This is a genomic window from Arthrobacter sp. TMT4-20 (assembly GCF_054510775.1).
On sequence record NZ_JBTNDW010000003.1, the window covers coordinates 22,268 to 48,186 of the forward strand.

The following is a 25,919-nucleotide window of genomic DNA, read 5'->3' on the forward strand; positions in this document are numbered from 1 at the left end:
CCTTGGGCGGGCGCCACCCCTGGCTGCTCCGGCAGCAACCTCTTCGCCGCGGGCCGGTGCCCTTCCCCGGTCCGCGGCGGATAACCTCACCGCAGCGGCCGCCCTCGGCCTACCAACGAAAGCCTTTTCGATGTCTACCCTCGCCCCTCCCGACCGGTCCACAACGCGGCCCCGGAAGAAGCCCGGCTCGACCGCAGATTCCACCTTTGGGCTGCTGGTCAAAATCACGCTACTTGGCCTGGTGGATGCTTTTGCCGTGTACGTCATGATTACCCTCTTCTTTCAGGAGAAGTGGCTAATCCTGATCGTCGCCGCGTCGGTGACACTGCTCATCAACTGGATCTATCTCAGGAAGGGTGGGCTGCCGGCAAAGTACCTCGCACCGGGCATCTTCTTCCTGGTCCTCTTCCAGGTGTTTGTGATGCTCTACAGCGGGTACGTCGCGTTCACCAACTACGGCGACGGGCACAACAGCACCAAAGCCGACGCCGTGAGCGCCATCCAGTTGTCGGCGCAGCAACGGGTGCCGGATTCGCCTGCCTACCGCGTCTCCATCCTGGAGCGCGACGGCGAACTCCACCTCCTCGCCACCGATCCCGACGGCGACGTGTCCGTTGGCACCACTGGTTCGCCGCTCGAAGACGCGAGCGAGGCCGTCACGGACTCGACGGGCAGGGCAGTGGAACTGGAGGGGTACCGGACACTGGGCTTCGCTGAGATCCTCACGAACCAGGCCGACATCCTGGCAGTCACCGTCCCTTTCTCAGACGACCCCGAGGACGGCAGCCTAAAGACAAGCGATGGATCGAGCGCCTACGTCTACCGTCCCTCGCTCAGTTTTGATGAGGCGACCAGCACGTTCACCAACCTCGAAACCGGAGCCACCTACACCGATTCGGGCGAGGGCTCGTTCACCTCGGCTGACGGTGAGCAGCTCAGTACTGGGTGGAAAGTGAACGTCGGGTTCGACAACTTCGCCAAGGCCTTCTCCGACCAGAACATCCGGGGACCGCTGCTGCAGGTGGTTCTCTGGACCTTCACCTTCGCGATCGTCTCAGTTCTCTCCACCTTCGCACTGGGGCTATTCCTCGCCAACGCGTTCAATCTTCCCGACCTCCGCGGCAAGCGGGTCTATCGCATCCTGATGATCCTTCCGTATGCCTTTCCGGCTTTCCTCGCCGGTCTTGTCTGGTCCGGACTGCTCAATCCGGAATTTGGTTTCGTCAATAACACCTTCTTTGGGGGAGCGGACATTCCGTGGCTGACCGACCCGTTGCTGGCGAAGGTCAGTGTGCTCGTCGTCAACCTGTGGCTCGGGTTCCCCTACATGTTCCTGGTGTGCACGGGCGCCCTGCAATCCTTGCCCGAGGAGGTCAACGAGGCGGCCCGCATGGACGGCGCCACGGCCTGGAGGACCTTCACCGCCATCAAACTGCCGCTGCTGCTCGTCTCGGTGGCGCCGCTGCTGATCGCGAGCTTCGCTTTTAATTTCAACAACTTCAACGTCATCTACATGCTGACCGACGGCGGGCCCCGCTTCGGCAACACGACGGCAAACATCGGGCACACGGACATCCTCATCACGATGGTCTACGAAATCGCCTTCGGCACCGGGGTGGGCCGTGACTATGGCCTGGCCAGCGCCCTATCCATCATCATCTTCATCATCGTCGCCGTGGTCTCGGCCATCAGCTTCCGGCAGACTAAGGCACTGGAGGACATCAACTGATGACTGCATTCACCGAGCCCCGGGCGACCGCCGTCGCCGAACCCCACCCGCAATCCACGGGCAAGATCCCCGAGCGTCGCCAGCGCACCTTCAGCCAATGGTTCAGGCATAAAGGGTGGCGGCATGTGGTGGGTGTGGTGACCACCCTCTTTGCCGTGTTCCCTCTGATCTATGTCCTTTCAGCGGCCCTTAACTCGAACGGAACGATGGTCGGTTCCAACGCCCTGTTCAGCCAGATTGACGGCGGCAACTTCGAAGCGCTGTTCACCAACCCGAGCCGGCCGTTTGGCCGGTGGTTCATCAACACGATGGTCATCGGTGTGGTCACGTCCGCTGCGACAGTTTTCCTGGGGGCGCTTGCTGCCTACGCGTTCAGCCGCATGCGGTTCACCGGGCGCAGGATCAGCCTGCTTACCCTGTTGATCCTGCAAATGTTCCCCCAGCTGCTTGCTGTGGTCGCCATTTTCCTGATGCTCAATGCCATCACGGATATCGTGCCGTGGCTGGGCCTCGGCAGCCAACTCGGACTCATCATGGTCTACCTCGGCGGGGCCCTGGGGGTTAACACCTACCTCATGTACGGGTTCTTCAACACGGTGCCCAAGTCGCTCGATGAGGCAGCCAGGATCGACGGAGCAAGCCACGTCCAGGTCTTTTTCACCATCATCCTCCCGCTGGTGACGCCCATCCTCGCGGTGGTTGGTCTGCTTGCCTTCATCGGGTTGAGCAGCGAATTCGTTATTGCCAGCGTCGTCCTGACCGACCCGGACTCCCAGACCCTCGCCGTGGGCCTCTACTCCTATGTAGCGCAGCAGCGATCCGAGAACTGGGGGGTCTTCGCCGCGGGCGCAGTCCTCGCCGCTGTTCCGGTGATGGCGCTGTTCCTGTTCCTGCAGAAGTACATCACCAACGGTCTCGTGGCCGGTTCAGTCAAGGGCTGAGCCGTGCAAGATGCAACCCTGAGCTCGCCCCACCACGACGGTTCGCCACAATACGTCAGGAATCAGTCACCGGTAGTAGGCGATGTCCTTGCCCTGCGGCTGCGGGTTCCCGCGCACTGGGGGACACCGCGCAGGGTATTCCTTCGGTCGTTGAGGGACGGCGAACCACATTATGACCAGGCCCGGAGCCTCCTGAGCGTCGACGGCTGGTCCTGGTGGGAGGCAGACGTCACAGTGGTCAATCCGACACTCAGGTACCGCTTCCTGCTCGAGGGGGCTGAGGCCCAAGGCCCCAGCTGGTCCTGGTTGACCGCCACCGGCGCATCCCCCTGGGACACCCCAGACCGGGACGATTTCGTCATCCATTGCCGGCCGGCCCCTGCTGAGTGGGCCCGGGGCGGGGTGGTCTACCAGGTCTTCCCTGATCGTTTCGCCAGGTCAGAGACGCAGCAACCAGCGGACCTCCCCGGCTGGGCCGTGGCATGTGCCTGGGAAGACCCGGTTGAGCCCCGAGGGGAGCTCACCCCGCGGCAGGTCTACGGGGGGGACCTTGACGGGATTACCGAAAAGCTCGACCACCTCGTCGATCTTGGTGTCACTATCCTGTATCTGACTCCCTTCTTTCCTGCGCGCTCCAACCACCGCTATGACGCAACAACCTTCGACGTCGTCGATCCCCTCCTGGGCGGGGATGACGCCCTGATCCGGTTGGTGGAGGCAGCCCACGCCCGCAACATCGCAGTGATCGGTGACCTGACGGCCAACCACACCGGTGACGCACACGAATGGTTCCAGAAGGCACGCGCCGATCCGACAAGCGCCGAGGCCGGCTTCTACTACTTCGACGAGGAATCCGCCGGCTACGCCTGCTGGTTCGGCGTGCCGAGTCTGCCCAAACTGAACTGGGCCTCCCAGGAGCTGCGCAGGCGCTTCATTGAGGGAACGGACTCGGTGGTGGCGAAATGGCTATTGCCGCCGTTCAATCTGGACGGGTGGCGGATCGACGTGGCCAACATGATGGGACGCAACTCAGACGTGGACATGAACCATCAGATCGCCGCGCTGATCCGGGCCACCATGGACGATGTGCGACCGGGACTGCTGCTCCTCGCTGAATCCACCGGGGATGCCACCGAGAATCTGACCAGCCAGGCGTGGGACGGAGCCATGACCTACTCCAATTTCACCAGGCCACTGTGGCAGTGGCTTGCACGTGAAGACGCGGTAGCCAACTTCTTCGGAACCCCTATCACCGGCATTCCGCGCATCGACGGTCATGGTTTTGTGGCGACGCACCTCGCCCTCTCTGCAGGCTTCTCCTGGCGTGCACGAACCCAGAATATGAGCGCGTTGAACACCCATGACACGGCACGGGCAGGAACCGTGATGATCAAGGGCGGCCCCGCCGTCGGTATGGCCCTGGTGTTCCTGCTACCTGGCCTGCCCACTCTTTTTGCCGGCGATGAATTTGGGCTGCGCGGCAGCAACGGCGAGGATTCCCGTACGCCAATGCCGTGGCAAGGATCCGCCGACCGGCCCGATGATCTGCGCGCCCTCATTGCAGCGCTAGCCTCGCTGCGGGCGGGGTCTCCGGCGCTCCTGGAGGGCACGGTGCGCTGGCTAGCTGTTGCGCGGGACGTGGTTGTGCTCGCCCGGGAGCATGAGCATGAATGCTTCGTGATCGTAGCGGCGAGGGCGGACTACGACTGCGTCACGATTCCGCTGGGTCTCCTGCCGGGGTTGTGGTCCGATGCCGAACAGGTTGCCCTGGGGTGGCCGGACGCAACCGGAGTGCTGGCAGATCAGATGCTAGTGCTCTCGGGCAGGGGCCCCAGCGTTCAGGTCTGGCGCTTCCCAGGGCTGGTCCTGCCCTGAGCGTACATCTGGCGCCCCGCTGGAAACCCTTGCCGTTACGGTGCAGACTGGGGGTATGCCTCAACAGTTCTCCGACGCCGGTGACTTCGGTGAAACGCTCGTGCAGCTGCTCCTGATCGGTGGGGCGACGCTGCTGGTGATTGGCCTCGGCATGGCCCTCGCCACCTGGATCATTGTCCGGCGGCTCCGTCGCTCCGGTGTGGTGCAGCGCGGCTTCTCCAACGGGGTGCTCACCGCCCGTTCCTACGCGGTCGACGACGGCGTCCGCCGGATCGCGCGGCTGCGTCTGGACCTGCGGCGCTCCGGTCAGGCGACCCGCCGGGCCCTCGATGCTGCAGCCGGGAGCGGCGGCCCGATCGGTGAACTTCCCATCGTTGCCGAGGACCTATTCCGTGCGGAGCGGGCACTCGAGAACCAGCTGCGAATGGCCGAGCGCGAACCCGACCGGCAGCTCAAACGGGATCTGGCCGGCCGGATTGGGGAGCAGGTCCAGTCCTACGGCACTCTCTCCGCTGACCTCCGCCGGTCGTTGATGCAGGCGGGCCAGCCCACCGGTGCCAACGAAATCCAGCGGGCCAGCACCCACCTCACACGCGAAATCAATGTGCTGCAGGCGTGGAGCAAGTCCTACGGCACCCCCGACCAAATCCAGTAGAGGCTGAGGGAACCACCACCATGTCAATTGGCCGCCGCATTTCCCGCATCGTCCGGGCCAACCGGACCGCTGCCAAGGAGAAGCCCACCGACCCCATCCAGACCGTTGAACAAGCGCACCGGCAGCAGCTCGACCTGGTGGATCAGGCCCGCCGCAGTGTTGCTGATCTGGCCGCCAACCGTCACCGCCTTGAACTGCTCGCGGGCGAAGCGCGGGCGGAGCTCGACCAGCTTGAGCGCCGCGCGTCCAGCGCGGTCAACGCGGGCGACGACGACGCCGCCCGGGCGGCACTGCGGCGAAGTCTCGCCGTCACCAAGCGCCTCGAAACCCTCACCCGTCAGCGGGATGATCTCGACACCCAGGTGCGCCAGCTCGACTCCAACCTCCAGCGGCTCGAAACCCGGGTGGAAGACAACGGCATCCGCTACCAAACGCTGAAGGCCCGCCACGGTGCCGCCCAGGCCGAACTTGGCATGCAGGACGCACTTACCGGGTCCGGGCAGGCAGCGGCGGGAGCCGAAGCCGCAGCTCGACAGGCCGAGCTGGAAGCGCGACGCGTCCAGGCGCAGGCCGCCGCCCACGACGAGCTGTCCTGGACGGACCCCAACTCGCGGCGGGTGGAAGAAGCCTTCGAGGAACTCGAAGCCAGCTCGGCCACCGAACGGGAACTGGACCGTCTGAAGAACCACCACCCCCGCGACTAGGCCCCAACCCGGGCGGCGTGGGTAGACTCGGCGGCATGACAACAATCAGTGGCAACCATTTCCTGGTCATCGGCGCAACTGGGGTGCTCGGCGCCGCCGTGGCGCGGCAACTCGTAGCAGCCGGGGCGCGGGTGACCCTTTCCGGACGGTCCACTGAGAAGCTCGACAGCCTGGCCGAAGAACTCGGGACCTCGGTAGCCGGAACCATCCCAGCCGATCTCACGCATCCCGGCGCGCCAGCTGAGATCGCGGACGCTTGCGAGGATCTTGACGGTTTGGTCTACGCCGCCGGTGTGGTGGCCTTCGGCCCAGCCGCGGAGCTCGACGATGAAACCCTGGACGAGCTCCTTCTGGTGAACCTGATGGCGTACATCCGGCTCATCCGGGCGGTGTTGCCGCAGCTGCACAAGGACTCAGTGGTGATTCAGGTCAGCGCCGTCGTGGCCGAGAGCCCCACCGCCGGCATGGCAGCCTATTCAGCCAGCAAGGCTGCGCTCAGCGCGTTCGGTAAAGCGTTGACGCTGGAAACCCGGCGGCAGGGCATCCGGGTAATCGATGTTCGGCCGCCGCACACCGAGACGGGCTTGGTGAACCGCGCGATAGCAGGATCCGCGCCTCGCCTTCCGCAAGGGAAGGACCCGGAAGCCGTCGCGGAACGGATCGTGGCGGCCATCGTGAACGGCGAGAAGGACCTGCCAGCGGCCGCCTTCAGCTAACCGTTCCACGGGAAGGCATCGCCGCCGATCCCGGGGTCAAGCGAGGTCGGGACCGAGAGGCACAGAGACTCTCACCAGCGGATAGTGGGAAGCGCCTATTCCCTTCCCGTGTTCACCATGATAGATTTTGTTCGTTTCCGCGCGAACCCGTTCGCTTCTCGCAGTGTCGTGATCCGCTGATACGCAGTGCCAACGCGCCCACACAGCCGGTAGGAGGATCATGTTTGCAGCCGAGCGCCATGCCGCCATCCTCGACAGGCTCACTCGCCGGCCTGCGGTGCGGGTCAGCAAACTCGCGCTGGCCCTCGGCGTTTCGGAGATGACAATCCGCCGGGACATCGATGTCCTCGAAACGCGCGGGGCGCTCGTGCGCGTGCATGGCGGTGCCGTGCGTCCCGGCACGATCGGTGCGGTGGAGCCGGGGTTCGACGCCAACAGGATGCGTGGGAAGGAAGCGAAGCAGCAGATCGCGGCCATTGCGGTTTCCCTCCTTGCACCCGGCATGACCGTCTCCATCACGGGCGGCACCACGACCTTCGCCCTGGCCCCACTCCTGTTCCGCGTGCCTGGACTTACCGTCATCACGAACTCCCTTCCCCTGGCGGACGAACTGCACCGCTTGCATGGCGCAACCTCTGGCGACGGTGCACCGCGGGTCCTGCTTTCGGGGGGTCAGCTCACTCCGTCGAAGGCGCTCGTGGGACCCCTCGCCACGAACACGATCGCCTCCCTGCGCGCAGACCTGTGCTTCATGGGAGCGCACGGTGTGGACGCAGCCGCGGGTATCACCACCCCGAACCTCGCCGAGGCGGACACGAACAAGGCGTTCGCGCGCACCTGCGGCAGACTCGTCGTGCTCGCCGACGCCACGAAAATCGGCGTCGTGAGCCTCGCCGGAGTCGCTCCGCTGGACACGGCTGCGGCCCTGGTCACGGACCGGCAACCCGACAGCGAGTACGGGGCCCTCACCCGCATCCTCCGCGAACCCGTTCCCGACCCCCACCTGTTCGATCCTCATCTGGAAGAGCGCCCATGACATCCATCACCCCTACCCGCCTGTCCGACGGGCGCGAACTGATCTACTTCGACGCGCACGAGGATAGCGCTGCGCGACACCGTGACGCAGCAGCTACCCGCGACACGCGTGGGCTGCCACCCCGCGGAGCCGCCGGTACCGCGCGCTTCGACGCGCTGTCGGGCGAGTGGGTCGCCGTCGCCGCCCACCGCCAGTCGCGCACGCATTTGCCGCCCGCAGATCAGTGCCCGCTGTGCCCGACGACGCCGGCGAACCGCTCGGAGATTCCAGCCTCTGATTACGAGGTCGTCGTGTTCGAGAACCGCTTTTCCTCGTTTGGCCCCGATCTCGGCGGGCTTCCGGAGACGCCGGGTTGGGGCACGACGGCGACAGCGTCAGGACGGTGCGAGGTCGTGGCGTTTGACTCCGCGCACGAAGGATCCTTCGGCTCACTCAGCCCGGAGCGCGCCAGGACGGTCATCGACGCCTGGGCGCACCGCACCGAGGCGCTGTCCGCGATGCCCGGAATCAAACAGGTCTTCTGCTTCGAGAACCGCGGTGCCGATATCGGCGTGACACTGTTGCATCCGCACGGCCAGATCTACGCCTACCCGTTCATCCCGCCCCGGGCCGCGACCCTCGCGGCGCGGGCAGCGGCGTTCTTCGAAGCCTCGGGCGGGCGGCAGACCCTCATGGGCCATGCCCTGGCCGCCGAGCGGAGCGCTGGGGACCGCATGGTCCTCGAGGGAAAACACTTCAGCGCCTTCGTGCCCTTCGCGGCACGGTGGCCCCTCGAGGTGCACCTGGTACCCCACCGGCAGGTCGCCGATCTGGCGGGACTGACCGATGAGGAGCGGAACGAACTCACCACCGTCTACCTGGAGCTCCTTGGCAGGCTCGACGCCCTCTACCCCACCCCCACGCCGTACATCGCGGCATGGCAGCAGGCACCGATTGATGACGGGCTACGGCCCGCGAGCTACCTGCACCTCCAGCTGACCTCGCCCCGGCGGGCCGCCGACAAGTTGAAGTTCCTCGCTGGCTCCGAGGCCGCGATGGGCGCCTTCATCAATGACACCACCCCGGAAACCGTCGCGGAGGCACTCCGCCGCGCCACGCCCGCCACTAACGCTGCTGCCGTTTCAGCCCGGAAGGACCACGCATGACCTCCACCCCGCACGACCTCGCGGCGGCCTTTACTGACCGGTTCGGCACTGAACCCGATGGTCTGTGGTCAGCGCCGGGACGCGTCAACGTCATCGGTGAACATACCGACTACAACGAGGGTTTCGTCCTGCCCTTCGCCATCCGGCACTCGACGACGGTGGCGGCCGCTGTCCGCGGGGACCGGTGGGTGCGGGTCGCGTCCACCTTCGCCCCCGACGACGACGCCGTCACGGCCGACCTCGACGACTTGGCCGAAGGCGGTGTCGAGGGCTGGGCTGCGTATCCGCTCGGTGTCCTGTGGGCCTTCGAACAGTCGGGCTACCGCTGCCCCGGCATGGACCTCCTGGTCGACTCCTCCGTCCCCGTGGGAGCCGGGCTCTCCTCCTCCGCCGCACTGGAGTGTTCCGTCGCCGTCGCGGCAAACGAGCTCGCTCAGGCGGGGGCATCCCACCAGGAGCTTGCTGCTATCGGGCAACTGGCGGAGAACCGGATGGTGGGAGCGCCGACCGGCATCATGGACCAGTCGGCGTCACTGCTGGGCGAGGCCGGGTACGCCGTCTTCCTTGATTGCCGCTCCGGGGAGTCCCAGCTGGTCCCCCTCGACCTCGAGGCCGCCGGGCTGGAACTGCTGGTGATCGACACCCGCGTCAGCCACTCGCATTCCACCGGCGGGTACGCGGCGCGTCGCCGCTCCTGCGAACTCGGTGCCAAGCTGATGGGCGTTCCCGCCCTCCGGGATCTATCAGTCAAAGACCTGGCCGAAGCTGCCGGTGTCCTCGACGAGGAGACGTTCCGCCGGGTGCGCCACGTCGTGACGGAAAACGCGCGGGTTCAGGACGCCGTCCGGCTCCTCACCCGCGAGGGACCCGCTGCGCTCGGCCCGCTGCTGGTGGCCAGTCACGCATCGATGCGGGACGACTTCGAGATTTCCTGTGCCGAACTGGACACGGCCGTTGACGCGGCCCTCGACGCCGGCGCACTGGGCGCCCGCATGACCGGCGGCGGCTTCGGCGGCGCGGCCATCGCGCTTGTAGCCGTCGAGGACGTACCCACCATCCGGGCGGCCGTCGAGGATGCCTTCTCCGCTGCCCGTTTCCGGGCGCCGGTCATCTTCAGCGTCCTGCCCGGCGCAGGAGCTGCCCGCATCGCTTGACTGTCACCCCAGGCTTTCCCTGGGGCGAAGCCTGGGGTGAAGCCTGGGGTGAAGCGCCCGCCTGGTTCAGTCAGCTGCGCCAAGGCTTCCGGTCGCATGAAGTTCGATCAGGATGGACTGCTCGGGGAACAGGACGGGTGCCTGGATGCCGACATGGGCGAGGCTGGTCCCGGTCAACTCCAGTGGCGTGCCGGTCAGAGCTGCTTCGGCCCAGGCCAGGGGTGACTGGCCGTTGCCCGGAAGGGACGTGTAGGGGCTGGCGAGCCGCAGCGTGTAGGAGCGGTCCGGGTCAAGGCCGGGGAAGGTGAGTTTCCCCGGCGGGTAGGACGCGCTGGAGGCGGTGAGCGAGTAGGCGAACAGGGCCGCGGACTGGTCGGAGGCGACCGTTCCGCGCAGGTCCATCGCCGGATCCGGCAGGTCCGTGTGAATGATGATGCCGGTGTGGAGGATGTCCCGCCACCGGACGTGGAGGTCGATCCACCCCTTGAGGTGTGCTGTCTCCGTCGCGGTGAGTGTGGAGATATCCCATTCGATGCCGTAATGACCGAAGATCGCTGTCGCTGCCCGGAAGGGCAGGGTATGGGTTCGACCGGTGGAGTGGGAGGTCGGACCGCTGATGTGCATACCCATGAGTTCGGGAGGTACCAGAAGTCCGGTGTACTTCTGGATGGTCAGCCGCTCGAGGGGATCGATGCAGTCGCTGGTCCAGATCCGGTCGGTTTGGTCGAGAATTCCGAGGTCCACGCGGGCTCCGCCGGAGGCACAGCTCTCGATCTCCAGCCCAGGGTGGCGGTCCTTGAGCGTGCGCATCAACCGGTACACGGCAGCGACGTTCTGATGGACGACCGCGTGACCGGTGGAAGCGTCTGCGGCGTCGAGCAGGTCCCGGTTGTGGTCCCACTTGAGGTAGGAAATGTCGTGGGAACTCAGGATCGTGTCAATGCATTCCAGGATGTAGTCGTAGGCGGCCGGGTTCGCGAGGTTCAGGACCTGCTGCTGGCGGCCCGGGACCGGAAGCCTCCCCTCGGCCTGGATGATCCAGTCGGGGTGGTTCACAGCGAGCTTGGAGTCGAGGTTGATCATCTCTGGTTCGAACCAAAGCCCGAATTCCATGCCGAGGCCCCGGACGTGATCGATGAGCGGGGTGAGACCGTCGGGCCAGACCTCGGGGTCAACAAACCAGTCGCCCAGGCTGGAGGTGTCATCGCGGCGGCCATCGAACCAGCCGTCATCCAGGACGAACCGTTCCACGCCCAGGGCGGCTGCCTTGTCGGCAAGGCGGGTAAGGCGGTTGAGGTCGTGGTTGAAGTACACGGCCTCCCAGGTGTTGAGCGTGACGGGGCGGCGGGACGAGGGGTGAGCGGGGCGGGAACGGACCTCGTCATGGAAGCGGGCGGACAGTTGGTTGAGGCCGTGCCCCCAGGACGCCATCATCAGCGGGGCTGTGTACGTCTCGCCTGGCGCGAGGACGATCTCTTCCGGGAGCAGCAGTTCCCCGGCGCTGAGGAATGCCTGGCCCGTCGGAGTCTTCTCGGCGCTGAGCTGATGATTCCCGCTCCAGGCCAGATGTATGGCGTGCACCAGACCTGTCTCGAATCCGAAGGACTGGGTGCCAGCGACCAGCACGAGGCTGGCGTCAGCGCCGGGTCGACCGCGCCGGCTTTCCCTGCGATAGCTTCCCTGGGTAAGCAGGTGGCGCTGGGGGCTCCGTTCGCGCAGATGCCGCCCCGTCGTATCCAGCACCTCGACCGCTGAATCGGGCAACGGCACGGATGCCAGCAGCGACCGTACCTCGTAGTCGGAGTCACCAGTGTTCGTCACCGACAGCTGTTGACGCAGAACACCGCCGGCGGTGAGGCTGATCGACCCGGTAGCGCGAAGGCGGGCAACCTCATCGTTAGCGGTGAACACCACCTCCTGCCCGCCAGCAACCTCTGTCTGCTCGAGCGAAACGTGGCGGAACGCGGGAAAGATATTCGCCCCCTGCCGGTGGCCGGTGAAACCTGGCGTGCCTTGCCAGCCAAACGCTTCCTGCGGAATGACCGACAGCTGGGCTGGGACATCGAGGCCCCCGGAGACGCGTTGCGGCACCAGAGATGCCGCAAGTGCTGAGAGCCGCTGCTCGTTCAAGGCTCCCAGGGACGGCCCCCAGTGCAGGATGGTCGGGACGCCGGGTCCGGAGGCGTCGATTACTACGCTGGTGTCCGCCGCTGATAAGTGGATAGGCATTGCACATTCTTTCAGAAAAGGGATCATGGGGTTCGATACCAGCGCACGCCGTGGGGTTCCAGGGTCAGGGGTGCGTGCAGGCGGCAGCGTTCGCCGGTGATGAGTTCCAGCGCGGTGTCGGGGAGACCCGAGAGGGTGTCAGCGGTGATCTTTTGCGGGGTGTCGGCGAAGTTACCGAAGACGACGACGGTCGAGGGTTCACCGTCGAGCAGGCCGGGGCGCTGGTAGCCGAGGACATGCGGGTTATTGGTGCTAAACGGGACGAGTTGTCCGCCGCCGAATTCTGGTGTCTGCTTCCGCACCTTGATGAGGTGTCTCAGCCGCGTGTAAATCGCCCCGGCGTCCGTGCCGGGGTCTGTTCGGGTCGCGTAGCGGTCTGCGGGGTAGGCGGGTCGGCTCACCCAGCGGCTGTCGCCGGCCTTGGCCGGATCCGCGAGGTAGGAGTAGTCGTTGAGCTGACCGACTTCGTCGCCCAGATAGAGCAGCGGGATACCGCCGGTGCTGAGGATGATCGAGTGGATGAGCAGGATGCGTGCAACAGCGGCGGCGTCGTCGTCTGCTTCCAACCCGGCGAGGGATGCCGCGGTGCCGGAGATGCGGCAGTCCCCGGTACGCGGGTTGTCTTGGAAAGGGACTCCGCGGGCGAAGCTATCGGGGAACCGGTTGACGTAGAAAGCGTTGAGGAACCGGCGGTGGTCATGCCCATTGACGCCGAGCTCGGCGGCCTCTTCGTCGGAGAAGGTCCAGCCGATGTCGTCGTGGCTGCGCACATAGTTGACCCACACGGTGCCCGCCGGGATGCTGTGCCGGCGTTCGAGGGCCTGGGCGAGCAGGGAGACCTCCCGGGTGGCGAGCGAGTTCCAAATGAGGGCCATCTGCAACGGGTTATAGCTGAGCTGGCACTCGCCCGGGTCGATGTACTGCACCACCTCGTCGGGGTGCACTATCGCCTCGGATTTGAACAGGAGGGATGGCGCGCCGAGTCGGCAAACCGCGTTGAAGGCCTGCAGTAGCAGGTGCGCCTCGGGCAGGCTCTCGCAGGTGGTGCCAAGCTGCTTCCAGATGAAGGCAACGGCGTCCATCCGGATGATGTCCACGCCCTGATTGGCGAGGTACAGCATCTCCCCGGCCATCGCCCGGAAGACGCGTGGGTTGCGGTAGTTGAGGTCCCATTGGAAGGAGTGAAAGGAAGCCCAAATCCATCGTCCGTCCTCGAGTTGGACGAACGACCCTGGGTGGTCATCGGGAAAGATCTCGCGGACGGTCCGCTCATAGGCGTCGGGCATCTCCCGGTCAGGGTAGATCAGATAGAAGTCTCTGTACTCCGGGTCCCCGGCGATGGCTTTGCGGGCCCAGGTGTGCTCGCTCGAGGTGTGGTTGAAGATGAAGTCGACCACGAGGGCGATGCCGCTGTCGCGCAGTTCCCGGGCGAGGGCCGCCAGATCGTCCATGGTGCCCAGCGCCGGATCGACGTCGCGGTAGCTGGAGACCGCATATCCTCCGTCGGAGTTCTCTGCCGGTGCCGCGAACAGTGGCATCAGGTGCAGGTAGGTCAAGCCGAGTTCCCGGAAGTAGGGGATGCGCTCGCGCAGGCCGGCGAGGTTCCCCGCGTAGAGGTCCACGTAACAAACGCCACCGAGCATCCGGTGGGACTGGAACCAGTCCGGGGTCATGGCGCGGGCGGCGTCGATGCCCTTCAGATCCGCTGGGCGGTCCTGCCACGACGCGGCGGCGTCGAGTACCACCTGCAGCAGTTCGGCGTCCGCCTCCGGCCCGTAGATGCGGTGAAACAGCGATCGCAATCGGGAGAATTCCCGGTCGAACCGCGCCTCAAAGGACTGCCAGTCGGCATCCGACGTCGCAGGCCGCCGCGCGGACAGCAACTGTTTTTGGAAATGGTCATCAGGCAGACCTGAAGCGGTGGTCGGCACAGTTCTCCTTATTACTCGGTGGCACCTGATGAGGATGCGCGCGGATGTACAGGCGGCCAGAAAATAATACAGCGACTCGCCCGGGGTAGGTCCTCGGATGACGAAAGTCTGGCCGCACACTCCTCGATGCGGCCAGACTTTTCTGCGTCAACTGCGCTGCGGTTGCTGCGTTGAGTGCCTGCGGCTGGTCAAACCTGGCCCACGCGCTGCACCCGCGAGGATTTACTTCACGGACCCGGCCGTTAGTCCGCGGACGAAGAACCGTTGCAGTCCGAAGAAGATGAGCAGAGGCACGACGAGGGTGATGAAGGAACCTGCCGCGACGCGCTGCCAGCCCTGCCCGTATTGACCCAGGAGTGTGTACAGCCCCTGTGTCATCACGGCGTTATCTCCGCTTTGGATGAAGATGTAGGCGACGAGGAAGTCGTTCCACACCCAGAGGAACTGGAAGATTGCGAATGATGCCAGAGCTGGAACGGACATCGGGACGACCAGTTTCCAAAAAATCTGGAAGTGACTGGCCCCATCGATTTTGGCTGCTTCGATGAGTGAGTTGGGCAGGGTCTGCATGTAGTTTCGGAGCATGTAGATCGCCAGCGGCATCGCGAACGTTGCGTGCACGATCCACGCTGCCGGGTACTGACCGATGATCTGGATCCCGGTAATTTCGCCGAACCGGACGAACAGCTGGAGGACGGGGATGATGGCCAGCTGAACCGGAACGACCATCAGCCCCAGCACGATGCCGAAGTAGATTTCCTTACCGCGGAACTGAAAGAAGGTGAAGGCGTAGGCCGCCATCGCCGCGATCATGACAGGTAGCACGGTGGCAGGAACGGTAACGGCCACTGAGTTCCAGAACGTGGTTCCAACATCGAGAGCGGCCCACGCATCAACGAAGTTCTGTCCCGTCCACCCCTGGCCGAAAGGATCGACGAAGACAGTCCACCATCCGGTCGCGTCGACCCCGGCTTTGGTGCGGAAACTCGTGATGAGCAGTCCGAGCAAGGGGAAAAGCCAGATCAGGGCGATGGCCCCCATGATCAGGGTGGTGATGATGTGGGGCTTCTGCGCTTCGCCTGCTGCATTGAGGCGCCGCTTCTTCCGGTGGACATCGACGGTTGTTCGGCCTTTGGTTTCGTCGACGACCGGGGTAGGGATGAGAGTCATCGGAGTTCCTCCTGCGCCTTATAGCTGCGGATCTGATAAACGATGAGGGGGACCACAGCGATCATCAGGAGGATGACCACAGCGGCAGCCTTGCCGGGATTCTGGAAGCTGAAGAGCTGCGAGTAGAAGTCCACGGCAAGCACGCTGGTGTTGTACTGGCCTCCGGTCATTGCATAGATGATGTCGAAGATCTTCATGACGAAGATGACAACGGTGACGAAGACCGCCAGGATCGTGCCGCGAATCTGCGGGACAATGACGAGGAAAAAGGCGCGTCGTTCGCTGGCCCCGTCCAACCGGGCTGCTTCGATGGTTTCTTCAGGAACGGCCTTGATGGCAGCTGAGAGAAGCACCATGGCAAAGCCGGCATAAAGCCAGATAGCGATGCACATGATCAGGAAACTGTTGAGACGACCCGCGTCCAGGGTCAGCCAAGGCACCGGATCCTGATTGGTGAGGCCCGTCCAGATCGAGTTAAGCAGATAGATTTGCGGATTGCCGGGAGGGGCGTAGAAGTAGATGAACCTCCAGGTGACCGCGGCTGCGACGCCGCTGATGGCCATGGGCACAAAGATCATTGCCTTGAAGGTGGTCTCCCGGCGTTTCCCCAACTTGTCCGTGAGGATCGCAACGGCAAGACCGATCACAACCGTAGCTGCAGGGACAACGAGGACCCACAGCAGGTTGTTGAGCAGAACACCGAGAAACCCTGGGTCGGTCAGCAGCTCCTGGTAGTTCTGGAAACCTACGAAAGTGTCGCCCTCACCACGCCTCAGGCTGGTTTGGGTGAAGCTCTGCACGATGGTGCGCAGAGCCGGGTAGAGGAGAAATATTGCCACCAGCACGAAGACGGGGGCTAGGAAGACGTACGGCAGGAGCCGGGACTTCCACTTGTTGTTTGACTGCTCGACGAGCCAGTTCAGGCTCCAGAAGATCAGTAGTGATATGCCGAGTCCGAGGACCACGGAGATGAGTGCGCTGAAGATGGGCATCGCTTGGACCACCTGACGTTTCTACGAGGATGAGCCGAGGCGGCCGGGGACCAAATATCGGCCCCCGGCCGCTTGGGAGGTGGTTATCGGTCTGGCCAGGAGGCATCGATGGCGGTGAAGGCTTCCTCCATGGAGGATTGGCCTGAGAACCAGTTGGTCAGCTGCGTCCATTCGGTTCCTGCGCCAACTTCTCCGGGCATCTGGTCGGAGGCGTCGAAGCCGAAGACTGACGACTCGGCGAGGAGGTCTTGTGCCTTCTTCTGGAATTCCGAGGTGTAGTTCGAGGCATCGAAGTCACTGTGCGGGGAAAGGAAGATTGCCTGGCTGGCGTATCCATTGGTGCCGAAATCTTTGCCCACGAGGTACTCGATGACCTGCTTGGTTTCATCTGAGTCGGTGAACGCTCCGACGAGGTCTCCACCACCAAGCATCGCTGCATCGGTGCCTTCGGGGGAGGGGAGCTGGAAGAAGTCGATGTTGGACAGGTCGCCCGCTTCGATCTGGGATTTGATTTCATCGGGGAAGAAGTCAGAAATAAATGAACCCTGACGCATCATGAAGCACTGGCCGTTGTCCTTGCCATCAGCGAAGAGCTGGTTGCCGGCGGTTTGGAAGGATGTCGTCGCAGCAGCGGGACCGCCGCCGTTGATCTTTCCCTCTTCCAACAGTTGGCTGGCCACCTTTTCGCCAGCCTTCTTCACGAGATCGCTGTCGAAAGTCACGTCGCCTGCAATCCAGGCGTTGTACTCCTCGAGGCCGCCGTAGCGCAGCACATACTCTTCGAGCCAGTCTGTTGCAACCCAGCCGGTGGCTGCACCCGATTCCATCCCCACGCACCAGGGCGAACCGAGATCCTCGTCGATGATGGTGGACTGCAGTTCGGTCAATTCCTCATCCGTGCTGGGGATGCTGAGGCCTGCCGCTTCGAAGGCACTCGGGTTGTACCAGACAAGTGACTTGACGTTGATGGAGTAGGGCAGTGCGTAGGTTTTCCCGTCAACCTGGGCGATAGTGCCCAGTCCATTTGCCTGGTCGGCCGTAATCGCGTCGACGTCTATGCCAAGGTCCTCAAGCGCGTAAAGGGTGTTGGTCTGGCTCTTAAGGACGCCGGGCTGGGGGTAGATCGCGATATCGGGTGGGTTTCCGGCACTGGCACGCGAGACGACGGCCGTCTGGAAGTCGGTGTTGCCGTCGTAGGTGACCTTGACGCCAGACGTTTCCGACCATTTGTCGAGATCCGCCTGGAACGCTGCGGCCTGCACATCGGTGAACGCGCCCAGAATCGTGATTTCTTTGGCGTCGCCACCGCCATCCTCGCCGCCGCCGCCGCCGGAGCAACCGGTGAGGGCGAGCGCTATTGCGACAGTCAGTGAGCCGGCGATCTTATTAGGAAGCTTCATCGCTTCGTCCTTTCAATGACGAGTACTATAACCAAAACGTTTGGTGTTGAACGACTGTAACCAAAATCACACCCAAAGACAAAACGTTTTAGGTCTCAGGAACATAACGATTGGAGAACCATGGAACCTGCCCCTGCGCTGCCGCGTCCAAAGTTTCATTTCACCTCGCAGGGGTGGATCAACGATCCCCATGCGATCACCTTCGCCAACGGCCGGTACCACCATTTCTTCCAGTACGTCCCTGGGCAAACGGCCTGGGGGCTGGGGTGTTCCTGGGGCCACGCCAGCGGCCCGGACCTGTTCTCCCTCGAGGAACTGAAGCCTGCCCTGGTGCCCGGGGAAGGAGACGACGGTGTCTGGTCCGGCTCGCTCATCATCGACGCAGCAGGAACCCCGACAATTTTCTATACGTCAGTGACCAGTGACCATCCGGCGCTGGGTGCGGTGCGGACGGCGACCCCCCTTGACGATGACTGGATTGAGTGGCAAAAGGGTCCCATCGTGCTGTCCCCGCCGGTGGTGGAGAGTCTAAGCGCTTTCCGGGATCCGTCCTTCATCCGCTCAGCTGACGGCTGGCACATGATTGTTGGTGCCGCCTTCGCGGATGGCCGGGCTGGCGCCCTGGGATATTCGTCCACTGACGGTGTCACCTGGCGCGAGGATGGCCCTGTACTCAGCCGTTCGACGAATGAAAACCGTCCGCTATGGAGCGGAGCCATGTGGGAGTGCCCCCAGATCGTGGAAATTGATGGGCAGCATGCGCTCATCGTCTCCGTGTGGGATGACGACGTCCTCGTCGACGTCGTCTACGCCCTCGGTAACTTCGCCGACGGCGTCTTCACCGTGCGCACCTGGCGGCGACTCAGCTACGGGCCCTCGCCGTACGCGGCAACAACCTTCCAGGACGCCGAGGGCAAGCCCTGCATGATGTTCTGGCTCCGTGAGATTGCCGGCACGGAGTGGATGGGTGCTCACTCGATTCCGTATCGCATTTCGATCGAGGATGATTCGTTGATGCTCACACCCCATCCCGACCTTGATAACTATCAAATCCCCGACAGACCTCGATCGGAGACATTACCTGGTTCGGCGTACGACATCCTCTGGCCTGCATCGGCTGAGAATCATTTCGAAATCAGGCAGGACCATGCCGCGGTGCTCTCCTTCGAGCGCGGTTCAACTCATCTCGCGGTCTGTTTGCAGAATGAGGAATACAGCTTCCCGTGGGCGGGCGACATTCGCATCATCGTCGACGGGCCCGTGGTCGAAGTTTGTTCGCGGGCCGGCGTGTTCGCCGCACCGATGGCGGCGCTGGAGAAGTCATGGACCATTGTGGGTGCAGACGTGACGGTGTATCGGCTAGCGCGGGAATAGGTCCCCGACGCGAGGCGCTGAAATCGACTCTCGGGTCACCAGCTTGCCCGGCAGCCGGGTCTCCAACGGGGCAGCGGGTCGCTCCGATATCATCTCCGCCAGCGCCGCATCAACTGCCCACCTCCCCATACCGTAATGGGGTAACTCGACAGTTGTCAGGCCCGGCTGTAGCGCCGCGGCGACCGGCTCGAAATTGTCCACGGAGATGAAGGAAAGATCCGCGGGGATACTCACACCCATTCTCATGGCCGCCTGATACACGCCCATCGCCATCGGATCGTTGAAACAGAACACAGCGGTGACATCTTGGGAAGCCGACTCGATCATCTGCGTGAAGGCGACACGGCCTGATTCCGAGGTGCCGGTATCCTGGCCGGTAAAGACCCTGGGCTGCAGGCCGGCGTCGCGCATCGCCGCCTCGTACCCCGTTGCCCGCCCGGTTTTGCCGCGCCCGGCCCCGGTGACCGTGAGGTGAGCGATGGCAGTGTGGCCAGCGGACAGGAGGGTTTCGGTAGCCAGCCGACCGATCTGCTCCTCATCGGGAACCACTGAGCGAAGCTCCCCGCGGCTGTCGGTAGTGTCCACCAGCACCGACGGGATTCGATCAAGCTCCGGAGGTAATTCGCTGGAATCCTCATGGAACATTCGTGCATAGACGACAGCGTCAATCTGGGCGGCCAGGAGCGCGGCAAGTTGTTTTGATTCAATGTCACTATCGCGATTTGAGTTCACGACCACCAGAAGCTGGCCGCGCTCTGACGCGGCATCCTGGGCGCCAAGGACAACACCGGTGGCAAACGGTGTAGTAGCAATGTCGTCGGATACCAGGCCGACGATTTGTGAACGCCTGCTCCTCAACCCGCTGGCCATCCGGTTCGGGGCATAGCCCAGTTCGCGGGAGACCTCCAGCACGCGCTTCCGGGTGGATTCAGCAACCTTGCCCCTGCCGCTCAAGGCGTGAGAGACGGTCGTGATCGACACGGAGGCCGCTCGAGCAACATCCTCGATTCCGACAGGCTTGACGAAAGCATCACTAGACGCCACGGTTGCTCCCCTCAATGCGCTTCGTACAGATCACTGTAGACCAAAACGTTTACCGTGAGACCTGTGCCACACGCCAGCCGGCAATTCCCAACCGGTATTGCCGCTGGTATTCCACCCGCGGGTCAGGAAAAGCCGCCATCGTCCGTTTAGATCTCACCACGGCGTTACCGGAGTAATTGTGGAGTGTGACCCGGTTGATGACATATCGCAACAATTACTGCACGTGCTCTGCGAGTTAGCGGCCAGCTATCTTTTTAGCCCTATGCTGTGTGAACACAACGGCGGGAACCACCGGACAGGGCACGATGGAGCAGGCTAGCAGTTTTCATGGCAGTCGTTTGGGTAGTGCTCAGCCCGGACGTCGCGACGAGGGACTGCTTCGCTTGATTGCGCTGTTGCTGGCCGCCTACGTCGTATCGCTCTGGCTGGGTAGCGAGGGCATACTGCGGTCTTCAGTCGTCACGACTCTGGGCCTGGCCACGGAGGCTGCGGCAGTACTGCTGTGCTGGCGGGCAGCCCGGTTTGTTGGGTATCGGCGTCTGGAGGTGACGCTGGGAGCATGCGCCGTCACGTCCTACTGGATCGGTGACGGAATCTACACCTATTCTTCAATCGACGGCGCACCCCTGATGACCGCGTCTATGGCCGACGTCGGCTACGTCGCGTTCGCCGCGCTGATTTTCGGGTCGCTGGGCCTGGTGGTTTACCGTCAAATGCGGGGTCTCGTCTGGCCCGTCCTGCTGGACAGCCTGGTGGGTACGCTGGCTGCAGCATCGGTGATTTCAATTGTTCTTGCCCCTGCCCTCAGCGCGGCAGCCGTTTGGCCGGTGTCGCTTGAATCGGTCATCGCCGTCGCCTATCCGCTGCTGGACATCGTCATCATTGCCCTGATCGCCGGAATACTCGCCTCGCGGGGGCTGGACCTGGGCCGGCGCTGGCCGGTCCTGCTGGCTGGGCTGGCGCTCTTCATTGCTTTCGACATTGCTTACGCGTTGGACCCCGGAGCCTATGCAATAGGTTCGATCTCTGATGCGGGCTGGACCACGGGCGTCATCGCGGTCGCACTATGGGTCGATGGGGTGGCGCAGCCGTCAGTATCGCAGCCGTCAGGATCGCAGCATCGCGGCGCGGCCGGCATTCCAGCGCTCGCGGCTCCGATCGTGTCGACTGTTGCCGCTCTAGGCGTTCTGATCCTGGCCAGCCAGACCGCGCTACCCGCGCTCGCCGTCGTTCTGGCCTGCTCGACTCTGGCCGCGGCGGCCATCCCACTGAGCTTCAGGCACCGGTTGCAGCGAACCCTGGCGCGAACCGACGATCTCACTGGGCTGACGAACAGGCGAGCCCTGCACTCCGACGCCTCCCTCCTGCTTCAACCGGGTCGGAGAGGGGCGCTTCTGCTGCTCGATCTTGACAGGTTCAAGGATGTCAATGACGGGCTGGGACACGATATTGGTGACGGGCTACTGCAACGGGTCTCCCAACGACTGGTCGAACAAACCCGTACTGCCGATCTGGTTTCAAGAATTGGTGGCGACGAGTTCGCGATTTTCCTGGACGATGCGTCGGAGGAGACTGCGGTCGAGGTCGCAGCCCGAATCTCAGATTCACTATCGAGGCCGTTCCTTATTGGTGCCGTCTCGGTCCAGACGAGTGCCAGCATCGGGATCGCAATGTTCCCAGCACACGGGGCCAACCTCGATTCGCTGTTGCGGAGTGCCGACGTCGCCATGTACCGGGCGAAAGGCGATCACAACAGTCACGAGCTGTATCACCTCGACTACAACGACCACCGTGAGATCCGTTTCCGTACGGTGCAGGAGCTGCGGGCCGCGCTCACGGAGGGTCAGCTGGTAATGCACTATCAACCCAAGATCCGGCCAGGGTGCACCGAGATTACCGATGCGGAAGCGCTGGTGCGGTGGAACCACCCGACCCGGGGTCTGCTCTATCCGAAGGCGTTTCTCCAGTTCGCCGAGGATGCGGGGATGATGCCGCAGCTTACCCAGGTGATCCTGCGTCAGGTGCTGGACCAATTGGTCAGCTGGCGGTCCGAAGGGTTGGATCTGACGATCGCGGTCAACGTGTCTGCCAGCTGCCTCCGGCCAGATCTTCCACACCAGATCACGCAGCTGTTGAGCGAACGCAACCTGCCCCCGATGGTTCTGCAGCTCGAGATCACCGAGGAAGTCCTGATGCTGGACAGTCTTCGCACCGTCGGTGTGCTGCGCGAATTGCGGGCGAGGGGGATCGAGATTTCCATCGATGATTTTGGCACCGGCTACAGTTCGCTCGCCTATCTGAGGGACCTTCCCGTGGCCGAGCTCAAGCTGGATCGATCCTTCATCTCCCCGATGCACCGGGACCGGCGGGCTGCCGGGCTGGTCGCCTCCATCATTGACCTGGCACACAGCCTTGGTCTGCGGATCGTGGCAGAGGGGGTCGAGGACGAAGCCGCCTTCACCGAGTTGAGCCGCCAGGGTTGCGACCTGATCCAGGGGTATTACCTCAGCAGGCCCATTCCCGCTGAGGCATTCGACGCCTGGCTGGGCAGTCGTCGGCTGGCAGCCGATCCTGTCTGACGTCGTCGGCCCCTCTAAGGCAGAGCCGCCGAAGCGGCTCAGCGGGTCACTGTGGCTCCTGTCGAATGATCAGGAGAGTCCTGCGAGGAGGTCCTGCAGGGCCTTCCGGTAGTCGGCAAAAGCCGCCTTACCCTTGACGGTGATAGCGACATAGGTGGCGGGAGTGCGCCCCTCAATGGTCTTGGTGATCTCCACATACCCCGCCTCCTCGAGCTTGCGCAGGTGGGTCGACAGATTGCCCGCTGTCATGTCCAGGATCTTGCGCAGCTTGGTGAAGGCAATGCGGTCCCGCTCGCCGACTTCGTTGAGAGTGGTGATGGCTCGCAGGCGGGCCTCGGCATGGATGATGGGGTCCAGCTCAGGCATGGGTCAGCTGCCTTTGCTGACGACGGCGGACAGTTTCCACCGCGGCGCCCGCCAGGAAGCCGCCAGAACCGAAGATGAAGAACACGGTGAGATAGTGCTCGGACCCACTCAGCAACGCCACCATGTTGATGACCAGGAACCAGACGCCCATGAGGGACTGGGTTTTATCGTTGAAGGTGGTTCCGCCGGTGATGTAAAGAAGTCCCACAATCAGAATCGCGATGCCGTTGATCAGCATGCCACGGACCCAGAAGTCGTCGACGACGTTGGCGATGATTCCACTCAACGTGCCCATGACGAGGAACCCCAGCGCCCAGGCAACGCCGTACATGGCGCCGAGGAACGCGCTGTGCCCTCGGATCCCACGGCTGTAACGGCCGGTAGTGACAATCGTGATCACGATGGCGATTAGCAGGAAGCCGCCGAAGATGGCTAGCGCGGGCTCATGATTGAGCGGTAGCCACCCGAAGCGGGAGCCATGCAGGGTGCCGAAACCCAGCAGCCAGGAAAGCCCCCAGACCAGATACAGCAGGGCTTCATTGCCGCGGAGCTCACGACGAGCAGTGTCTTCGGCGCTCTTCACCACGCGAAGAGCGTTGTGGAGATCGAGCGGCTGATCGCCGTCGGGTGCTTGAGTAATCATTTGGTTCCCCCTGGTCTGGACTACGCGCTAACCGATTATGCAAACTAGTTTGTCACGCAAACCAGTCTGTGCGCAAGAGGGGGGCGGGATGATCTGGTGGGCTAGTGGTTTGGCGCGCCGCGGAGGGTCGACGCCGCGAGCAGGCCGGCAACGACCGCCAGCGCGCTGGCAAAGAGAACAACGCCAGCCCAGCCAAAACCGCCGAAGAAGAATCCCCCGATCCAGCCAATCAGGCTGGAACCGGCGTAGTAGAAGAAGTTGTAGAGGCTCGACGCCTGGGCGCTGCCCAGCGCAGCAAGTCGCGGCGTCCACCCGGCAGCCACCGCGTGAACGGTGAAGAACCCGCCCGTGAAAATCACCAGACCTACGACAATCAGGGGCAGCGAATCGGTGAGCGTGATCAGCAGGCCGATGACTATCACCGGGATCCCGGCCAGCATCACCCGAAGCCGGCCAAACCGGACGGCCAGGGTTCCGGCCACCCGGGAGGTGACGGTTCCGGCCAGGTAGGCGAGGAACAGCAGGCTGATCACCGCGACGGGGAGGCCGAATGGCGGGAGCTCAAGCCGGAAGCCGAGGTAGTTGTACACCGCGACGAACCCGCCCATCAGCAAAAATCCCTGGGCATAGAGGCCGAGCTGCCTCGGCGACCTGAGGTTGTGGACGATCCGTTCAGACAGCTTCGGTCCGATCCCCCTGACCACGGGGGTGAATCGTCGCGGCGCGGGGGCCAGCCACACGAAGGCCACGGCCGCCAGCGCTGCCATGAGGCTTGCGGCCAGTACACCGGCGCGCCAATCGAACAGGTCGGCCACCGGGCCCGCCACCAGCCGCCCGGACAGCCCACCGATGGTGGTCCCCGCAACATACGTCCCCGCGGCGACGGCGGCGTGTAACCGCTGCACCTCCTCGTTGAGGTATACCAGGGCGATGGCGGGGATGCCGCCGAGGGCTGTGCCCTCCAGGAACCGCAGCGCCAGCATCAGCTCGAAGGTGGGTGCCAGGGGAACCAACAGCCCGAAGGCGACGGCGGCGCTGATGGCCCAGGTCATGGTGCGTTTGCGGCCTGCCCGGTCGGCTACCCAGGACCAGGGGATGACCGCCAGCGCGAGGCCGATGGTGGCGGCAGACACGGTGAGAGCTGCCTGCGCCGCCGAGATGGAGAAGCCGTCGGCGATGCTCGTGAGCACGCTCTGCACCGAGTACAGCTGGGAAAAGGTAGCCACTCCGGCGAAGAACAGGGCCCAGAGCATCCGGTTATACGCTCGGCTCCCTTTTGCATGACCGTCCCACATCGCGGGCGGGGTCATCGCTCGCCTAAACCCGACGATAGGTCAGGTCAAAGATCATCCTGCCGGCCTCGTGGGCCTTGTTCTCGAAGCTGGTGAGGATTCGGCCGTCAAAGCGGGGGGCCCACCCGCCGCGGGTGTCGATTCCCTCATTGACTCCGGTGTTTCCGGTGCTGACGGGGTCTTTCCCTTCCCTGACCGGGGCTCCGCCGACCACCAGTTCCACCCCGCTTTCCCACACCTGGGTGAGGGGGCTGTCCGCGCCGGTGCGTTCGCCGTCGTGCGCGTTGGTGAAATCATCTGACGCGTCCAGGACGTCGCGCATCTGCACGGCGTAGTCGGACCAGTCGGTTGCCAGCCGCCAGAGGCCGCCCGGTGCGAGCACTCGTGCCGCGACGTCGGCGAAGTCCGCTTTGACCAGGCGGCGCTTCCGGTGGCGGGTTTTGTGCCAGGGGTCGGGGAAGAATACCCAGAGTTCGCTGACGGATCCTTCCGGCAGCATGGTGGCGAGGGCCTCGGCCGCGTTGGCCTGCGCGATCCGAACGTTGGTGAGCCCCTTCTGCTCGATCCGCAGCAGGGTCTGGGCGAGGCCCGGTTTGTAGACTTCCAGCGCCAGGAAGTTGAAGTCCGGCTGCAGCTCGGCGGCGTGGGTGATCGCTTCGCCGAGGCCCGAACCGACTTCGACGACGAGGGGTGCGTCACGGTCGAACTCGGCTGCGGCGTCGAACCGGTACTCGGGATCCACTGAAGTGTCGGCCATGGTGCTGCGTGGGACGTCGACCACGAAGCCGTCGAGTTCCGCCCACGCCTGGCGGCGCCGGCCTTGGAGGCGCGATCCCCTCCGGACGAAGGAAACCGGCTGGGACAGGTGCTGCTCGGCTGGTGGAGTGGGGGCTGCTGGGTTAGTGCTCATTGTTCTAAGCGTATCCAAGCGAACGAAACGCGCC

General features: G+C 63.9%; 21 protein-coding genes. 11 read left to right on the top strand and 10 right to left on the bottom strand.

All coding sequences use genetic code 11. The annotated features are described in order from the left end of the window. Positions 1-130: 130 nt before the first annotated feature. The 9 genes from ACX80Z_RS04420 to galK all read left to right on the top strand — a co-directional run bounded on the left by ACX80Z_RS04420 (position 131) and on the right by galK (position 9,955). Positions 131-1,729, top strand: a complete 1,599-nt coding sequence (locus ACX80Z_RS04420; protein WP_459315024.1) for an ABC transporter permease subunit — start codon at positions 131-133, stop codon at positions 1,727-1,729. Further along, on the top strand, positions 1,729-2,670 hold the full coding sequence (locus ACX80Z_RS04425; RefSeq protein WP_019482210.1) for a sugar ABC transporter permease: 942 nt from the start codon (positions 1,729-1,731) through the stop codon (positions 2,668-2,670). The genes ACX80Z_RS04420 and ACX80Z_RS04425 overlap by 1 nt, the downstream gene beginning before the upstream one ends. Positions 2,671-2,673: 3 nt before the next feature. Further along, the gene (locus ACX80Z_RS04430; protein ID WP_459315025.1) at positions 2,674-4,545 is read left to right on the top strand and encodes a glycoside hydrolase family 13 protein; all 1,872 of its coding nucleotides are present in this window, start codon (positions 2,674-2,676) and stop codon (positions 4,543-4,545) included. Positions 4,546-4,600: 55 nt separating this feature from the next. Further along, positions 4,601-5,200: a hypothetical protein gene (locus tag ACX80Z_RS04435; protein WP_116778418.1), complete on the top strand. Its 600-nt coding sequence runs from the start codon at positions 4,601-4,603 to the stop codon at positions 5,198-5,200. A 20-nt stretch (positions 5,201-5,220) separates the two neighbouring features. Then, positions 5,221-5,904, top strand: a complete 684-nt coding sequence (locus tag ACX80Z_RS04440) for a PspA/IM30 family protein (RefSeq protein WP_459315026.1) — start codon at positions 5,221-5,223, stop codon at positions 5,902-5,904. A gap of 35 nt (positions 5,905-5,939) precedes the next feature. Then, positions 5,940-6,620 carry an SDR family NAD(P)-dependent oxidoreductase gene (locus ACX80Z_RS04445; RefSeq protein ID WP_019482205.1) on the top strand — a complete coding sequence of 227 codons (681 nt, stop codon included), beginning with the start codon at positions 5,940-5,942 and terminating at the stop codon, positions 6,618-6,620. A 220-nt stretch (positions 6,621-6,840) separates the two neighbouring features. Further along, positions 6,841-7,656 carry a DeoR/GlpR family DNA-binding transcription regulator gene (locus ACX80Z_RS04450; RefSeq protein WP_459315027.1) on the top strand — a complete coding sequence of 272 codons (816 nt, stop codon included), beginning with the start codon at positions 6,841-6,843 and terminating at the stop codon, positions 7,654-7,656. Further along, positions 7,653-8,801, top strand: coding sequence for a galactose-1-phosphate uridylyltransferase (gene galT / locus ACX80Z_RS04455; protein ID WP_024477193.1), 1,149 nt, complete (start codon positions 7,653-7,655; stop codon positions 8,799-8,801). The genes ACX80Z_RS04450 and galT overlap by 4 nt, the downstream gene beginning before the upstream one ends. Continuing rightward, a complete protein-coding gene (galK, locus tag ACX80Z_RS04460) occupies positions 8,798-9,955 on the top strand; it encodes a galactokinase (RefSeq protein WP_459315028.1) in 1,158 nt (385 codons plus the stop codon). The genes galT and galK overlap by 4 nt, the downstream gene beginning before the upstream one ends. A 66-nt stretch (positions 9,956-10,021) precedes the next feature. On the opposite strand, the gene ACX80Z_RS04465 is transcribed toward galK, so the two are convergent. The 5 genes from ACX80Z_RS04465 to ACX80Z_RS04485 form a co-directional block, all read right to left on the bottom strand. Further along, positions 10,022-12,184: an alpha-galactosidase gene (locus tag ACX80Z_RS04465; RefSeq protein WP_459315029.1), complete on the bottom strand. Its 2,163-nt coding sequence runs from the start codon at positions 12,182-12,184 to the stop codon at positions 10,022-10,024. A gap of 23 nt (positions 12,185-12,207) precedes the next feature. Continuing rightward, positions 12,208-14,115: an amylosucrase gene (locus ACX80Z_RS04470; RefSeq protein WP_459315030.1), complete on the bottom strand. Its 1,908-nt coding sequence runs from the start codon at positions 14,113-14,115 to the stop codon at positions 12,208-12,210. A 222-nt stretch (positions 14,116-14,337) separates the two neighbouring features. Next, on the bottom strand, positions 14,338-15,285 hold the full coding sequence (locus ACX80Z_RS04475) for a carbohydrate ABC transporter permease (RefSeq protein WP_019482200.1): 948 nt from the start codon (positions 15,283-15,285) through the stop codon (positions 14,338-14,340). Further along, complete coding sequence (locus tag ACX80Z_RS04480; protein WP_156808985.1) at positions 15,282-16,277, bottom strand: carbohydrate ABC transporter permease; 996 nt, start codon at positions 16,275-16,277, stop codon at positions 15,282-15,284. Before ACX80Z_RS04480 ends, ACX80Z_RS04475 begins: the two co-directional genes overlap by 4 nt. 83 nt (positions 16,278-16,360) lie before the next feature. Next, positions 16,361-17,677, bottom strand: coding sequence for an ABC transporter substrate-binding protein (locus ACX80Z_RS04485; RefSeq protein WP_459315031.1), 1,317 nt, complete (start codon positions 17,675-17,677; stop codon positions 16,361-16,363). Between the two features lie 120 nt (positions 17,678-17,797). Here ACX80Z_RS04485 and ACX80Z_RS04490 point away from each other — a divergent pair, with 120 nt between their 5' ends. Next, positions 17,798-19,051 carry a glycoside hydrolase family 32 protein gene (locus tag ACX80Z_RS04490; RefSeq protein ID WP_459315032.1) on the top strand — a complete coding sequence of 418 codons (1,254 nt, stop codon included), beginning with the start codon at positions 17,798-17,800 and terminating at the stop codon, positions 19,049-19,051. Here the strand turns inward: ACX80Z_RS04490 and ACX80Z_RS04495 are convergent. Continuing rightward, a complete protein-coding gene (locus ACX80Z_RS04495; RefSeq protein WP_459315033.1) occupies positions 19,037-20,095 on the bottom strand; it encodes a LacI family DNA-binding transcriptional regulator in 1,059 nt (352 codons plus the stop codon). The genes ACX80Z_RS04490 and ACX80Z_RS04495 overlap by 15 nt on opposite strands. A gap of 338 nt (positions 20,096-20,433) precedes the next feature. On the opposite strand from ACX80Z_RS04495, the gene ACX80Z_RS04500 reads away from it, so the two are divergent. Then, complete coding sequence (locus tag ACX80Z_RS04500) at positions 20,434-22,674, top strand: putative bifunctional diguanylate cyclase/phosphodiesterase (protein ID WP_459315034.1); 2,241 nt, start codon at positions 20,434-20,436, stop codon at positions 22,672-22,674. A 69-nt stretch (positions 22,675-22,743) separates the two neighbouring features. Here the strand turns inward: ACX80Z_RS04500 and ACX80Z_RS04505 are convergent, their stop codons facing one another. From ACX80Z_RS04505 to trmB, 4 genes are all read right to left on the bottom strand, one after another. Next, on the bottom strand, positions 22,744-23,040 hold the full coding sequence (locus ACX80Z_RS04505) for a transcriptional regulator (protein WP_019482195.1): 297 nt from the start codon (positions 23,038-23,040) through the stop codon (positions 22,744-22,746). Further along, on the bottom strand, positions 23,033-23,683 hold the full coding sequence (locus ACX80Z_RS04510) for a hypothetical protein (protein ID WP_459315035.1): 651 nt from the start codon (positions 23,681-23,683) through the stop codon (positions 23,033-23,035). The genes ACX80Z_RS04505 and ACX80Z_RS04510 overlap by 8 nt, the downstream gene beginning before the upstream one ends. A gap of 101 nt (positions 23,684-23,784) precedes the next feature. After that, positions 23,785-24,993, bottom strand: a complete 1,209-nt coding sequence (locus ACX80Z_RS04515; RefSeq protein ID WP_459315036.1) for an MFS transporter — start codon at positions 24,991-24,993, stop codon at positions 23,785-23,787. Positions 24,994-25,000: 7 nt separating this feature from the next. Continuing rightward, the gene (trmB, locus tag ACX80Z_RS04520) at positions 25,001-25,885 is read right to left on the bottom strand and encodes a tRNA (guanosine(46)-N7)-methyltransferase TrmB (protein WP_019482192.1); all 885 of its coding nucleotides are present in this window, start codon (positions 25,883-25,885) and stop codon (positions 25,001-25,003) included. Positions 25,886-25,919 lie beyond the last annotated feature (34 nt).

Excerpts from the sequence above, each read along its gene's own strand:
- ACX80Z_RS04505 (WP_019482195.1), bottom strand. The coding sequence starts at position 23,040 with ATGCCTGAGCTGGACCCCATCATCCATGCCGAGGCCCGCCTGCGAGCC.
- ACX80Z_RS04425 (WP_019482210.1), top strand. The coding sequence starts at position 1,729 with ATGACTGCATTCACCGAGCCCCGGGCGACCGCCGTCGCCGAACCCCAC.
- ACX80Z_RS04435 (WP_116778418.1), top strand. The coding sequence starts at position 4,601 with ATGCCTCAACAGTTCTCCGACGCCGGTGACTTCGGTGAAACGCTCGTG.
- ACX80Z_RS04420 (WP_459315024.1), top strand. The coding sequence starts at position 131 with ATGTCTACCCTCGCCCCTCCCGACCGGTCCACAACGCGGCCCCGGAAG.
- galT (WP_024477193.1), top strand. The coding sequence starts at position 7,653 with ATGACATCCATCACCCCTACCCGCCTGTCCGACGGGCGCGAACTGATC.
- ACX80Z_RS04465 (WP_459315029.1), bottom strand. The coding sequence starts at position 12,184 with ATGCCTATCCACTTATCAGCGGCGGACACCAGCGTAGTAATCGACGCC.
- ACX80Z_RS04485 (WP_459315031.1), bottom strand. The coding sequence starts at position 17,677 with ATGAAGCTTCCTAATAAGATCGCCGGCTCACTGACTGTCGCAATAGCG.
- ACX80Z_RS04440 (WP_459315026.1), top strand. The coding sequence starts at position 5,221 with ATGTCAATTGGCCGCCGCATTTCCCGCATCGTCCGGGCCAACCGGACC.
- trmB (WP_019482192.1), bottom strand. The coding sequence starts at position 25,885 with ATGAGCACTAACCCAGCAGCCCCCACTCCACCAGCCGAGCAGCACCTG.
- galK (WP_459315028.1), top strand. The coding sequence starts at position 8,798 with ATGACCTCCACCCCGCACGACCTCGCGGCGGCCTTTACTGACCGGTTC.
- ACX80Z_RS04475 (WP_019482200.1), bottom strand. The coding sequence starts at position 15,285 with ATGACTCTCATCCCTACCCCGGTCGTCGACGAAACCAAAGGCCGAACA.
- ACX80Z_RS04445 (WP_019482205.1), top strand. The coding sequence starts at position 5,940 with ATGACAACAATCAGTGGCAACCATTTCCTGGTCATCGGCGCAACTGGG.
- ACX80Z_RS04450 (WP_459315027.1), top strand. The coding sequence starts at position 6,841 with ATGTTTGCAGCCGAGCGCCATGCCGCCATCCTCGACAGGCTCACTCGC.
- ACX80Z_RS04510 (WP_459315035.1), bottom strand. The coding sequence starts at position 23,683 with ATGATTACTCAAGCACCCGACGGCGATCAGCCGCTCGATCTCCACAAC.
- ACX80Z_RS04515 (WP_459315036.1), bottom strand. The coding sequence starts at position 24,993 with ATGACCCCGCCCGCGATGTGGGACGGTCATGCAAAAGGGAGCCGAGCG.
- ACX80Z_RS04480 (WP_156808985.1), bottom strand. The coding sequence starts at position 16,277 with ATGCCCATCTTCAGCGCACTCATCTCCGTGGTCCTCGGACTCGGCATA.
- ACX80Z_RS04490 (WP_459315032.1), top strand. The coding sequence starts at position 17,798 with ATGGAACCTGCCCCTGCGCTGCCGCGTCCAAAGTTTCATTTCACCTCG.